This is a genomic window from Streptomyces sp. NPDC002181, assembly GCF_042890485.1.
GTDB lineage: Bacteria > Actinomycetota > Actinomycetes > Streptomycetales > Streptomycetaceae > Streptomyces.
This window is the reverse complement of the sequence record NZ_JBIASC010000024.1, coordinates 1-13,246: the sequence shown is the minus strand read 5'-3', so window position 1 is coordinate 13,246 and position 13,246 is coordinate 1. Positions and strand designations below refer to the sequence as shown.

The following is a 13,246-nucleotide window of genomic DNA, read 5'->3' as shown; positions in this document are numbered from 1 at the left end:
TTCGAGAACGTCCGATTATCGACCCCCTTCCGGGGAACACGGCGACCCTCGCCCCCAGTTCACTGATGGGAACCGGGGGCGGGCTCGTACGGCCCCTCTCCGACTGTCATACCGCGGGCAAGGAGAACGGCTGTGCGCATACTCTTCACCGGTCCGGCTGCGGCCGGACACCTCTTCCCCATGATTCCGACCGCGCAGGCTTTACGAGCCGCCGGCCACGAAGTGCTGTTCGCGGGTTCGAAGCCGCTCGACCGGCTCCGCGAGGCGGGCTTCGCGATCGTCGAGATCGGCGACGGCCGCACCATCCGGGAGGTGATGGAGCAGTCCTCCGACGAGGAGATGCGTTACGTCGCCCCCGACATGTCGCAGGACCAGATATTGGACAGGGCGGCCCGCGGCTTCGCGATGATCTCCCGCCCCACGGTGGACGGCCTGTTGGAGGTCGCCGGGAACTGGGGCGCCGACCTGCTGGTCTACGACTCGTTCCAGGCCTCCGCCCCGCTGGTCGCGGCGAAGCTGAAGATCCCGTCGGTGATCCAGAACTTCGGCGTCACCTCCGGCCTCGACATGGTCGGCCGGCTGGCCGCCAACTTCACCGAGGCGTACGAGACGTACGGGGTGTCCGGCCCGGCCGAGCCCACCGCGCTGAACATCGTCCCCGCCTCGCTCGGCGGCGACGCGGGCGGCCTGCGGATGCGCTACCTCCCGTACAACGGCGGCGGCACCGTCCCCGCCGCGCTGCTCCGCCGGGGCGACCGTCCCCGCGTCGCCATCACCCTGGGCACCGTGCTCACCGAGATGGACGGCGTCCGCGCCATCGTCCGCCTGACCGAAGCCGCCGCCTCGGTGGACGCCGAGTTCCTGCTCGCCGTCGGCGACGCCGACCTCACCGCGCTCGGCACCCTCCCGGACAACGTGCGCCCGCTGCCCTGGGTGCCGCTCGCCGAGCTGCTGACCACCTCCGACGCGCTGATCCACCACGGCGGTTCCGGCACCCTCCTCACCGCCCTGCAGGCCGGACTGCCCCAGCTCCTGCTGCCCCAGGGCGCCGACCACTTCGCCAACGCCGACGCCCTCACCGCGACCGGCGCCGCCCTGCGGTCCGCCTCCGACGACGTCGACACCGCGCTCCTGACCCGCCTCATCACCGACCCCGCCCTGCGCGAGGGCGCCGCCCGCCTCCGGGCGGAGAACGAGGCCCTGCCCACCCCCGCCGAGACGGTCCCCGCCCTGGAGGCCCTGACCGCCTCCTAGTCGGCGCGGCGGGGCGAAAGGCCTCCGGCCCCGGCGCGGTCCTCCGCGCGCGGGGCCGGGCGGCCGAGCGGCATGAGGTACTGGATCGGCTCGTCCAGGTCGTCCAGGCCCAGCAGTTCGTGCGCCAGGTCGTCGTGCAGGCCGCCGAGCGGGATCGTGCCCAGGCCGAAAGCACCGGCCGTGAGCTGGAGGGTCTGGGCCAGGTGCCCGGATTCCAGGAGGCCCAGCCGCAGCGCCCGCAGCCCGTAGCGGCGGCGGAGCAGGCCGAGGTCCAGGTGGACCGCCAGCACGGCCGGTGCCTCGTCGATCCCCACCGAGTCCGGGTCCTCGGCGGGGCGCGAGAAGTACGAGGACAAGGCCTTCAGCCCGCCGAGCTCCGGCGCGGGGCCGAGGGCGATCAGCGACCGCCGCTCCGGCACGCAGTGGTAGGTGCCCGGGGCCAGCCCCGCCACGGAGAGCGCCAAGAGCCTCACCCGGACGCTGTACAGGGCTCCCGCGCTCGGGTAGGGGCGGTGGCGCAGGGTGCGTTCCGTGCCGTCGGCCAGAGCCTGCCGGGACACGTGGCTCGGCGCGTGGGCGTGCCACAGCACCCCGCCCAGCTCCTCTGCGGTCAGTGGCCCCCGCAGCGCTCCGCGCGCCGAACTGCGGCCGCGCAACACCTCGGCGAGGGACAGCTCCGGCAACGGGGCCGCGGGAAGCGGCCGCTCGGTCTCGGGCCGGTGTCCGGACGCGACGTCGGGCCGCGCGATGCTCCGTACCGCCGTGTCCTGCGGACGGCCGATCTGGAACTTGCTCTGCTCCAGGTACTGGTAGTCCGCGGCGCGCGGCCCGGCGCCGAAGAAGCCTCCCCCGTCGTCCGGCTCCAGCAGCGCGCGCCCCGCGAGCCGGCATACGGCCCGCTCCTCGTCCGGAGCCACCCCCAGCCGGTTGAACAGCATGTGCAGTTGTGACGCCCACACCCACAGCCGGCGCTGCGTCCGCACGGGCGCGTCCGCCGGGTCCGCGGCGGGCACGGCGGTACGCAACCGGGCGTCGGCCGCCCGCACCCGCAGGGCCCACTCCGCGAGCCACGGATCGGCGCAGCCCTCGTCCAGCCCGGCGCGGACGGTGCGGGCGCGCCGCGCCAGGCTCGTGCGCTGGGCTGCGAACACGGTGTTGACGCGGGTGTGGACGGCCGCTCCCGGCAGTGGTCGCACCTCGGCGGCCCAGCGCCAGGAGGCGGCGTGCCGGCGCAGCCAGCCCGCCGAGGCCAGTTCGTCCAGGTCCAGGGCGTACGCCGTGGCGTGGGCGAGGTCCAGGGCGAGCCGCAGCCGCTCGGCCCGCCCGGGCACGGCGCGCAGTGCGGCGACCGCCGTGCGGGTCGAGTGCACGAACAGTTCCTCGGCCACCGGGAGCGCGGCCGGCCCGCCGTAGCGCTCGGTCTCCGGCTCGTACGGTACCGCGCGCACCTCTCCGTGCCGGCCGGGCCGGGTGCCCGCGGCGGGGGTGGTGCCGGCGGCCGACAGAGCCAGTTCCGCCGCCAGTTCCGCGGCCTCGCGCGCCCCGTCCCCGGCGGACCCCGTACCTCGGAACCTGATCCGAAGGTGGGGGCCGCCCTCGTGGTAGCGGATGAAGAACCAGTCACCCGACCCCGGCCCGTACCGGCCGTCCATCAGGGGGGCGAGCGCTCCGGTGACGAAGGCGTCGGTGGCGGGGCCGTCGGTGTGCAGGGTCAGGTGGAGGCTGTGCCAGCTGTCCGCCGGAGCCGGAGCCGGTGCCGGTGCCGGTGCCGGAGCCAGTGCCGGTGCCGGTGCCGGTGCCGGTGCGAGGGTCGCCGTCGCAGCGGCGGGCGACGCGGATGCGGACGCGTACGGGTCATCGGTCATGGGATCGGATCGCCTCACGGGAACGGGTGCGGGTACAGGGGGAGTTCGTCGTGGCGCAGCGGACGCGCGGTGCGCCCCAGACGGTGCGGCACCTCCAGCAGCCGGGCCAGCCCGAGCGTGCGGCGGTTGACATGGCCGAAGGTCATCGGGAGGGTGCCGGGCACGATCACCTTGGCGCAGTGCAGCCCCAGCCGGTCCCGGATCCCGGGCTCGTCCTGATTGACGACGAGCACCTCCAGCCCCTCGGCGGCCAGTCGCGCGACCGTCTCCGTCAGCAGCCCGGTGAGGTCGGCCACCGGGGTGGGCGCACCCGGCCACCGCTCCTGCCAGGGGACCTGCGGGACGTCGCCGAACAGGAACTCCAGCCGGTGCTGCGCCTCCGGCAGCGTGTTCAGCCCCACGTGGTCGTCGAGGCCGACCACCAGCTCGGGCCGCCGCAGCATGGGGCGCAGCCGCTCCGGGTCGCGCGCCCCGCCCGGACCGGCCGGCCGGTGCACCGCGTCCTGGACGTTGGTGACGACCTCCGCCACTGCCGATCGGATCGCGGCGCGCGGATCGTGGTGGGCTCCGGCGGCCAGGAAGGCGCGGGGAGCGTCGCGGTGAGCGCCCTCGTAGCGGCAGAGCGAGATCACCGCGGGGATGCCGAGGTCGTTGGTGGCGTCCAGCAGGAGCAGCCGGTAGCCCAGCAGCGCGGCGCGCGAGGCCAGGTCGGTCACCAGCGGGTCGTCACCGGGCAGGGCGATGCCGGGCAGCGGTGTGCGCGCGTACCAGGCCATCAGGAACGCGTCCCGTTCCGCCACCTCGAACAGCCCGTAGAGGGCGGCCTCCTGGGGGCTGTTCCCGAGCCCGCAGCCGTTCGAGGACTCGTAGACGACCCGGTCCCGGCCGGGGCCCTGCCCGAGGTCCCAGTACGCCACGTGCTCGGGCACCGCCCGGGCCCGCCCGTCGGTCAGCGACCAGCCGTACACCCAGTCCAGTTGCAGGTCCGCGTCGTACGGGACGGTGAGGGAGGCGGGATGCCCCCGGTGGGCCGGGTCGGGCAGACCGAGCCGGGCGGGATCCACGGCGGCTTCCGGACCCAGCTCGGCGAAGGAGGCGCGCAGGGCGGTGCGGCGGCCCAGCGGGCGCATCCCGGCCAGCCGTTCCACGGCCTCGAACAGCGCCACCCGCTCACTGGAGCGGAAATCGGCTGAGCGTCCGTACCCGCCGTCGTCGACCGGACGGCCGTCCGTCACCCAGGCCGAGGTGAGGGCGAAGGCGGAGTCCTCGGTGCGGAACAGCCGGCGCACCGGGCCGAACCGCTCGTCGAACAGCTCGGTCCGCAACCGGTCCGCCTCGGTACGGTCGTTGGGGCCGCGCAGCACGGACGGATCGGGCAGTGGCCGCGGCGTGTCCGCGAAGGCGGCCGCGCCGGGGGAGTCGGCCGGCAGAGGGCGGCACACCGGGCAGCCGCCGACCGGGCGGACGCGATGGGTGGACCAGGTGGCCCGGTGGCCCTGGACGACGTGGACGGTGGCCGACGGCGCCGGAGTCCGCGCCCCCGCCCCCGCGGATGCCCCGGATCCCGCAGCCGGCCCGGATACCTCGGCCGGAGCGGGTTCCAGAAGGGCGGCGGCGAGCAGCAGGGCGGCCTCCGCCATGGCCGGGGTGCCGGTGCCGCCGAGCGCGAGCCGTGGGCTCTGCCAGGGCACCCGGCCTCCCGCGGTGGCCAGTCGCCGGTATTCCACGCACGACAGGCAGGCCCGCGCCGAGGGCTCCAGTACGGGACCGATCACGGTCAGCGCACCGTCCTCGCGCACCGGCGCCAGGCGTACGGGGTGGGCCAGCGCGTGGCGGCTGAGCCGCTCGGCGAGCTCCAGCGTCCACGCGGTGAGATGGACGATGGCCACGCCGGCGGTGGTCTGAAGGGCCGCGGCCGGATCCAGGACGGGTACGGCGCCGGCGAACGGCGACACCACCATCGTGTCGGCAGCCGTCCCGTGCCTCGTCATCGTGGTCGCGGTCATCGCGTTCCTCCCCGCCCTGCCAGAACGGTGAATCCGCACGCGTGCAGCGCGGTCAGGACGGGCCCGGCCGATCCGCCAGATCCGCCAGATCCGCCCGATCCGATGCCGGTGAGGTCCGTCCCACCCGGCCACCAGGGTTCGGGGCGCAGTCCGGTCAGCCGGGTCAGCGCGGCGCTCAGCTCCGCCTCCCGCCGTGCGATCCCGTCCAGCCAGCGGTCGGTCCAGCCCTCGTCCGTCCAGCCCGCGGGCTCGACCCCGGCGACGGCGAGGGGTGCCTCGGCCCCGCTGAACGCGGTGTGCACGGCCCCGGCCGGACCCTGCCCGCCGGCCATGGCCCTGGTCACCGCGCCGAGCGCGGCCAGGGCGGCGGCGTCGGCGGCGGTCGCCTCCACCGCCCGGGCGGTCGCGCCCACGCCCCCGGGCCGGCCGGACGGGTCCCGTACGACGGCCAAGTAGACCCGTTCGGAAGCCAGTTGGTACACCGTCATCCGCATCGGCAGCTCCAGATGCCGGGTCAGTACGGTCCACCAGTGACGGGCCTGCGGATGCCCTCGCCATTCCTGCTCGTCCAGGGCCCGGCCGGTGCCGGCGGAATCCGCGGCGGCGAGGGCGGCTCGGCGCAAGGCCCGTCCGAGGGCGTGCCCGGGGTCTGCGCCGACCGCCACCGGCAGCCCGCCCCCCAGGCACAGTTCGGCCGCACGGCACACTGCCGTGAGCCGGGCCAGGTCCGTCCGCGGAGCCCCGGCCACCAGGAGCCCGCCCACCGAGGCACAGCTCGCGAGCGCGGCGGGCAACTGGGGCAGACCGTACGGCAGCGGCGCGTCGAGCACCCCCAGATACGGGTCGGTCAGTGCCTCGATCCGGCGCAGGGCCCCGGACAGGTCCCCGGCCGGGGCGGGGGAGGGCGACTCGGGGTCGGCCGGTCCGGTGACCCACGGGCGGTATGACGCGTGCGGCGGGCGGGCCGAAGCGACCAGCACGGCCGGATGCCCGGGGAGCAGTCGCGGGTCCTCCTCGGGCCCGGCCGGATCGGGCAGACCGGCCACGGCGCACAGCAGCCGCTGCGCCGCGGCGCCGGCCAGCAAGGCCGTCACCGCCGCGGCCGACCCGTCCGTCACCCAGGCCGTCTCCCGGTCCGTCGCGCCGTTCCTCTCGCCCTCCTCCTCGCCGTCCGTTCCCTCGGCCGGAGCCCGGGCGGGTACGGAACCGGAGGCGCGGGCCATGCGCACCGCGATCGACTCGGCTTCCGTACGCGCCCGTTCCGGCTCGGCCGGGGCCGTGACGAAGCCGCCCTCGGCCGTACGGGCCACGGCCACGGCAACGGGCGGGGTCCCCGCGACCGCCACCACGCGATCGGGGGCCAGCCCCGTGTCCCGGCAAGGCTCCGAAGGGGTCCCGGCGCGGTCCAGCGCGCTGATCAGCGCCGTGGCGAGCGGGCCCGCCGGATCGGCCGCCGCGACCACGGGCCGTGCGGCGGCCAGGACCGCGGCCGCGCGTCCGGGCCGCGGCGCGCAGGCGCCCAGCCAGGCGGCCGGTTCGGCGCCCCCCACCGGATGCTCGGTGAGCAGATCGTGCGCGCGCAGTTGCGCGGTCAGCGCGTCCAGCGCGGACCCGACCCGGGGATCGGCCGGATCGAGGCGGGGCAGGCCGGTCCCCGGGGCGGCACCCCCCTGCACGCCGGGGGCGTGGCCGGTGTCGTGGCCGAGCCGCTCGCGGAGCAGCTCCCACAGGGCCGGCAACGCCCTGCTGCCTTCGAGCGTCACGCTCGCGTCCCGGCCGCGCAGGTGCAGGCCGTCGCGCAGCGGAGTGACCGCCACCCCGGGCCGCAACCGCGGGCGTGGCGGTTCGGTGGCGCTCACCGCGTGCCCTCCACGGCGGAGACGGCCTCGCCGACGCGCGCCTGCCAATGGTGGCCGGTGAGTCCGGGCACGCTGCGCACGACGAGGTGGGCGGCGAGATAGCGCTCGACGGGCCGGACATCGCAGATGGTGAGGAGCCGGTACAGCCCGTTCGTGCAGGCCCGGTAGACCAGGTAGTCGGGACGGCTCCACATCGTGCCCTGCGGGTCGGATCGGTGCAGCAGCCGGTGGAAGTCGCTGTACCGGGTCCTTGCCGCCCGGTCCCAGCGCTCGGCGGTGGCCGGGTCGCCCAGTGCCGCGGCCCGGTCCACGTACTCCGCGCGCACGCCGTTGAAGTCCGCGCCCGCTTCGAACCGTTGCTCCGCGATCCGCCAGGCATCGGCGGACCAGTCGGCCCAGGCTCCCTCCCAGCCGATCTCGCCGCCGCTCGCGATCCGGCCCACCAGAGCGGCGATCCGCCCGCCCACGGCGTCCCAGCGGCGGTCGAAGGCCGCCCGAATACGGCCGTCGTGGTCCTCCTGGACGAGGAAGTCCTCCAGATGGGAGACGTACGAGTAGTGGCCGCCGACCAGCCCTTCGGGGTGCGCGGCCGCGTGGGCCGCGAGCGCCGCCACCACGAACTCCACCCGGGCGGTGGAGGTGTTCGCCCGCTCCTCCAGGAACGCGGCGCCCGCATCGAGGGCGGGCAGGCCGAGGGCCAGCAGGTCCTCGCGCAGACGCACCCCGTCCGGGCCGATCAGCGCGGTCAGCGAGGACCGGTCCACCGGCTCCACCCGCACCGTGTTGTCGGGTACGAGAGGACCGTACGGGGGCGGGATCAGCTCCGCCCGCCCCGCGGCCTCGGCCTGCGCCAGCAGGCGCTTCCCGTCGACGGCGGCGCGGGAGGGGTGCGAGGCCGCGCGGGCGGCCAGTTCGACCGCGGTGCGCTCGGCCGCCGCGGCCACCGGCCCGGGGAGGCCGCGCAGGCGCAGCCGCAGGTGCGGGCCGTGCAGCCAGTGGCGTTCGACGTGGGCGCTCACCCCGTCCGCGGCGGCCTCCCGCGCGAGGGGCAGCACGGCTTCGCGCAGGAGCGGGGTCTTGACCGGCTCGTAGTGGTAGGCGACCACGTCAACGGCGGTGGCGGCGGTCGCGGCGTGCCGGGCGGTGTCCGGGCTGGTGACCGGGGCGTTCATGGGGTGTCTCCTCGACGGACGACGGACGGAAGGGGGGTGGGACACGCCGGGACGGGTGGCGCGGGCGGAACAGGGTGTGGGGCCGGCACGGGAGTTCAGTCCGACCGGGCGGTGTGTGCGGGCCGGTACGTCTCGGCGATGAGCTCCACGGCATGCGCGGGCCGGCTCCGGCCCCCGAAGACGGGCAGCGACTCCTCCAGCACCACACCGCGCGGATGGCGGGCCAGCCAGCCGGAGAGGCAGCGCAGGTGCAGGGCGCTGCCCAGGTCGAGGGCCTGCGGCTTCGGCGCGCGCAGACTCCGTACGAAGTCCTCGGCGGGCCGCCCGGCAGCGGGCTCCGGCACGGCGTGCAGGAACAACTGCTCGGGAAGTCCCAGCAGGGCCCGCCAACGGGCCGCGGTGGCGGCCGGGATGACGTCGGGGTCGGCCGCGAGGTCGGCGCGGAGCGCGGTCAGCACCCCTGCGGGCAGGTGCCAGCGCTGCCGCGCGAGTACCGCGTGACCGTGCCGCAGCCGGGGCGTCCGCTGCACCTCGCCGCCGGGGGCGGCCAGGGTGTGGCGGGGGAGGAGCCGTCGGAAGTCGACGACGCCGCCCGGATGGTCGCAGAGGAACGGCGCGAGGCGCTGCGGCAGCATCACAGGGGCGAGGAAGCCGAGGTAGAGCACGTCGAGGGGTTCGCCGGTGGCCCGCAGCCGCAGCCGGAGCTGGTCGCGGGCCGTGTCGTGGACCAGCTCCACGTCGGCTTCGGCGAACGTGCTCCGCAACCGGTCGGGACCGATCTCCTCGTCGACCAGCAGCGGATGGAGGTTGGCGTTGAAGCCCCCGACCGGCCGGATCTGGGCCGCCCGGGCGCCCCGGCCCAGACCGCGGCGGATCTCGCGGGCCACCTGGGCGCCGGCGCCCCGGGGCAGGTCGTCGAGGAAGCGGCTGGTGAAGCGGCCCCAGCCGCCGTAGACGTGGTTGACGCAGAGCAGCCCGCCGGGGAAGGCCCGTTGGACGAACCACGCGTAGCTCAGCGGGCGGGCGGAGGTCCAGCCGGGCAGCCGGCCGGAGAGTCCGCGGACCTCCTCGGCGGGCAGGACGAGCTCCTCGGCCGGGCCGCCGGGGGCCTCCGCCGCCGAGGCCCGTATCCGCTGGGTGAACTCCTCGCGCAGCGAAGCCAGTTCGGCCAGCTCGCGGGAGAGCCCCGGGTCGCCGGACGGCCGGACGGCGAGACGTGCGGCCTCCTCCCACGCGGAGGCGGTGTCGGGGCCGAACTCCCAGGGGTTCGGGCAGGTTCCTCCGCGCCCGTAGCGGTCGACGAAGCGCTCCAGCGCGGCTCGCCGCATCAGATGCCCGAGGTCGAACAGCTCGGCCAGGGCGGTCAGTTCGCCGAGGACCGCCCGGTCCGCGCCCGCCAGACAGGCGGCGGGATCCGGGTCCTCGCCGGTCCGCACCCCGGGCCGACGGGATGCCGCGGTGGCGATGGCCGCGGGTCCGGCGGCACGCACCCCCTCGGCGCGCACGTCCTCGGCGCGCACGTCTTCGCCGAGCACGCCCCCGACCTGCACGTCCTCGGAGAGCACGTTCAACGGGGCGGCATCGGCCGGCACGGGCCGGCCGGCGTCGGCCAGCAAGCGGCGCCAGCGCTCCGCCAGGCCGGCCAGCAGGGCGGGCCGCTCCGGCGCCGCGGCGTTCGCGAACCCGGCGGTGTCGGCGGCGAGCCGCTCCACCCGGTCGGCCAGGGCCGCGTCCTCGGGCCACCGGCGCAGCCAGCCGGCCAGCGCACGCAAGGGGTACGGGTGCTGCGGATCGACGGGGTCCACCGGGACCAGCAGACCGCCGTCGGCGAGCTGGTCGAGGAAGCGCACGACGGCGGGGTCGGTGCCGGCGCGACCGAGAGCCGGCCCGAGCCGGTCGGCCAGCTCGGCGAGGGGCGCGGGCTCGGCCGCGAGCGCGTCGAGCGCCGTCAGGGCCGGGCGGACGGCGAGCTCCACCGACTCCTCGTGCGTGACCAGGTACCGGCCACCAGCGAAGAGCGTGTGGTCCCGGGTGTACAGGGCCCGCCCGTCGGCGGTGTGCCGCGCACTGCTGGTCATGCGGTGGGCGAGGGTGCGCCGACGGCGCGGTTCGTCGAGCAGCGCGGCGGCGAGCGCCTCCACGAGCGTCCGGTGCTCGCGCACCACGGCCCGGGGCGCCGTTCGCGGCTCGGCCGGCTCGCACGGACCGCCGGACCAGCCCACGGCGGTGAACCACGACAGCGGGCTGGTCTTCGTACTGGCGCGCAGGGCGTGCCGCAGCACCGAGGGCTCCTCCTTGCGGGCCCTGCGCCCGCCTTCGTCCCGGGCGGCCCGGGACACCGCGCGCAGCAGGTCGGCGCTGGTGAGGGCGACGGCCCGGGTGAAGGCGGGGGAGCGGCACAGCTGCGCGAGGGCGGAGCGCTCGGCGGTCAGGGCCTCGGGGGCGGCGGCGGCCAGCTCCGTGAGCAGGGCTTCACGGAACCCGCGCAGGTCCAGCCAGGTCCCGAGCCGGGGCACCCGTACGGGCAGATCGGCGAGGCGGGCCAGCAGGGCGGGGCGGGGGACGCGGCCGTTGTGCAGAGCCCGGCGCAGCGGGAGCACCACCTGGCGGTGGAACTCCTCGTCGTGCCCCGGGCGGGAGGCGAAGAGGTCGTCGCACAGGGCCGCACGCAGTGCGTCCTCCTGTGCCGTGAGGGCGGTGAGCCGGTCGAGCAGGGTCCGTACCCGCGCGGCTTCCCGCGGCTGTGCGGGGTGCGGGGTCACCGTGGTGCGGACCAGCGCGTACGGGACGGTGTGGGCGGGAGCCACCGCCGACGGGCGGGCGGTCCCCGACACGGGCGCGACGCGTTGCGGTGCGACTGGCTGGGCGGGGTACGGCAAGGCGGGCTCCCGTGGTGCGGTCTGGGCCAGTGAGCTGTCCTCCGGCTCGGGCCGCCGCCCGCGCGGCCGGCCCGGGTGGGCCGGCCGCGCGGGAGCGGTCTCGTCACGGCCTTCAGACGTTGGGCGTCTCCACCTGCGGCTGGGCGCAGGAGGACGAACCCTGACAGGAGCAGGAGCCCCAGGAGGCGCCGTTCTCGGGCAGTGCGGCGGTGTCGCTGAGCGCGGTGACGGTCAGCTCGCTGAGGTCCAGGTCCAGGTCCAGGTCGAGGTCGTCGTACCCGGGGGTGGCGGAGTTTTCGGACATGCGGATTTCCTCTCGTTTCTGAGGGAGTGCGGTACCGCGAAGACGGCGTCGGGTGGCCGGCGCCCGCGGGGGACGGGCGAAGTGCCCCTGGAGAACAGATGGTTCGTGGTCGGGTCCATCTGGGTGATCGGGGTGGCGCAGAACGAGTCTCTGCGCAGTCGGGATCGACGGCAACTGCCCGTGTCACCTTGGCCAGTTGTCTCGTCATGTCCGTCACTTCACGGCAGAGCGCCGGTCTCCCGCCGTCGGCCGTGCGGGCCGCGCCCGCCTCGGGAAGCGATGGCGATCGCCGCTCGTGGCCACGGCCGGGGTGGCCGGAACAGCCGGTTCCATCGGGCGCCAGGGGATGCCGGCAGCCGCTGCGCACCGTCGGCACGGGGCATGGTGTACCGGCCAATCCCCGGCCGCAGCCCCAGCCGCGACGGGGCTTCGGCCGGCCTCGTCCCGCTCCGCCGCCTCACCCGTAGCGCCATACCGCCATACCGCCTGATTCGTCCGCGCCCGGCCCTGGCCGTCGGCGTGTACGCGCGTCCTGCGGCCGGCCTTGCAGCAGGCTTCCTCGACGGGCGCATCGTGCGCACACGCGAACGCCGCAGTCCCGATCGAGGGGAGAAACCATGAGCGGAGTCGAGAAGTCCAGGTCCGGTTCCCCGGCCGCTTCACCCGGAACGCGCGCGGGATCCGGCCCGGCGCCGGTGCGGACCGGGCCCGAGCGCGGAGGGTGGCCCCTGTACGAGTTCGCCCTGACGGCGACGCTGATGTTCGCCGTGGTCACGGTCATGCGCTGGGTGCTCGATCCGGCCTCACCCCTCCTCCTCGCGGACCTCCGGACGGCCCTCCTCGTGGTGGGGGCGCTCACCGGGGCGATGGTCTTCGGGCTGATCCGCTCCCCCTGGGGAAGGCTTTCCGGTGCGCACATGAATCCCGCGATCACGCTCGCCCTGTGGCGGCTGAGGGCCTTCCCCGGCCGGATCGTGGGGGTGTACGTCGTCGCGCAGCTGTGCGGGTCGCTCGCCGGGACCGTGCTGGCCCGCCTGGCCTGGGGGCCGGCGGTCGCGCGCGTCGGCTACGGCGCCGTGGCCGCGGCGCCGTCGTGGAACGGCTGGGCCGTCTTCGCGGCCGAGGGAGCCTGCCTGGTCCTCGTCACCCTGATGATCGGCTTCTTCCTCGCGCGCCCGGCCGGGGAGCGGTGGTTCCCCTGGGTCCTGGCGGTCCTCGTCTGCGCGATCATCGCGGTTCTGGGCCCCCTCAGCGGCGGCGCCGCCAATCCCGCCCGCCAATTCGGACCCGCGCTGATGTCCGGAACCACCACCGGTCTGTGGATCTACCTCCTGGCGCCCGCCCTCGGGGCCTCCCTGGGAGCCGCCGCCCACCACCGGATCACGGCCCCTCACAGGGGTACGGCTGGTTACGTTCGGTGAGGTTCGGGCGGTCCCGGGGTGAGGCGTCCCATAGGGCGCACATCACATACGAGGCGGATTAGTAGCTTCCAGGGGTGGCGCTGCGCCCCCTCCACGAGGGTTCCCACCTGCGTGGATCCCGTTGCGGCCGGGGGAGCGTCCGGGGTGGTGGGCTGCGTAGGCGGGTAGTAGGTGGGGTCGTTGCCAGGGCGTCCGGGGGGTGGGTAGAACTGGACGCGTCGCCAGGCGGCCCGGGTTCGCCCGCCGCCGACGAACCCCTCTCCACCGTGTGAGTGGCTCACGCATGCCCCCGGCATGCCGCGACCCCCTTGTCCCCTGTGGAAGGTTTCCCCCGTGTCGAAGTCCGTCATCCGCCGTATCGCCGCTTCCAAGAAGACCCTGGCCGGTTCGTTCGTCGCCCTGGGCGTCGCCGGTTCGATGCTCGCCACGGTTCCCGCCCAGGCGGCTCCCACGAGCGCCAAGGCGATCGCCCAGCAGATGATCAAG

General features: G+C 75.8%; 8 protein-coding genes. 2 read left to right on the top strand and 6 right to left on the bottom strand.

The features are described from left to right. The first annotated feature begins 132 nt into the window (after nt 1-132). A complete protein-coding gene (locus tag ACFYXV_RS33755) occupies nt 133-1,254 on the top strand; it encodes a nucleotide disphospho-sugar-binding domain-containing protein (RefSeq protein WP_385475259.1) in 1,122 nt (373 codons plus the stop codon). Here ACFYXV_RS33755 and ACFYXV_RS33750 read toward each other — a convergent pair. The 6 genes from ACFYXV_RS33750 to ACFYXV_RS33725 all read right to left on the bottom strand — a co-directional run bounded on the left by ACFYXV_RS33750 (nt 1,251) and on the right by ACFYXV_RS33725 (nt 11,339). Further along, the gene (locus ACFYXV_RS33750) at nt 1,251-3,119 is read right to left on the bottom strand and encodes a thiopeptide-type bacteriocin biosynthesis protein (protein ID WP_389385014.1); all 1,869 of its coding nucleotides are present in this window, start codon (nt 3,117-3,119) and stop codon (nt 1,251-1,253) included. The two genes, ACFYXV_RS33755 and ACFYXV_RS33750, sit on opposite strands and share 4 nt — an antisense overlap. A 14-nt stretch (nt 3,120-3,133) precedes the next feature. Next, nucleotides 3,134-5,125: a TOMM precursor leader peptide-binding protein gene (locus ACFYXV_RS33745; protein ID WP_389385013.1), complete on the bottom strand. Its 1,992-nt coding sequence runs from the start codon at nt 5,123-5,125 to the stop codon at nt 3,134-3,136. Beyond that, a complete protein-coding gene (locus ACFYXV_RS33740; protein WP_389385012.1) occupies nt 5,122-6,984 on the bottom strand; it encodes a hypothetical protein in 1,863 nt (620 codons plus the stop codon). Before ACFYXV_RS33740 ends, ACFYXV_RS33745 begins: the two co-directional genes overlap by 4 nt. Further along, nucleotides 6,981-8,156 (bottom strand): lantibiotic dehydratase C-terminal domain-containing protein, encoded by a 1,176-nt coding sequence (locus tag ACFYXV_RS33735; RefSeq protein WP_389385011.1) that lies wholly within the window; start codon nt 8,154-8,156, stop codon nt 6,981-6,983. The genes ACFYXV_RS33740 and ACFYXV_RS33735 overlap by 4 nt, the downstream gene beginning before the upstream one ends. Nucleotides 8,157-8,251: 95 nt before the next feature. After that, complete coding sequence (locus tag ACFYXV_RS33730) at nt 8,252-10,990, bottom strand: lantibiotic dehydratase (protein ID WP_389385010.1); 2,739 nt, start codon at nt 10,988-10,990, stop codon at nt 8,252-8,254. Nucleotides 10,991-11,147: 157 nt separating this feature from the next. Then, nucleotides 11,148-11,339: a thiazolylpeptide-type bacteriocin gene (locus tag ACFYXV_RS33725; protein WP_048479225.1), complete on the bottom strand. Its 192-nt coding sequence runs from the start codon at nt 11,337-11,339 to the stop codon at nt 11,148-11,150. Between the two features lie 617 nt (nt 11,340-11,956). Here ACFYXV_RS33725 and ACFYXV_RS33720 point away from each other — a divergent pair. After that, nucleotides 11,957-12,760, top strand: a complete 804-nt coding sequence (locus ACFYXV_RS33720; RefSeq protein ID WP_385475273.1) for an MIP/aquaporin family protein — start codon at nt 11,957-11,959, stop codon at nt 12,758-12,760. The last annotated feature ends 486 nt before the right edge of the window (nt 12,761-13,246 follow it).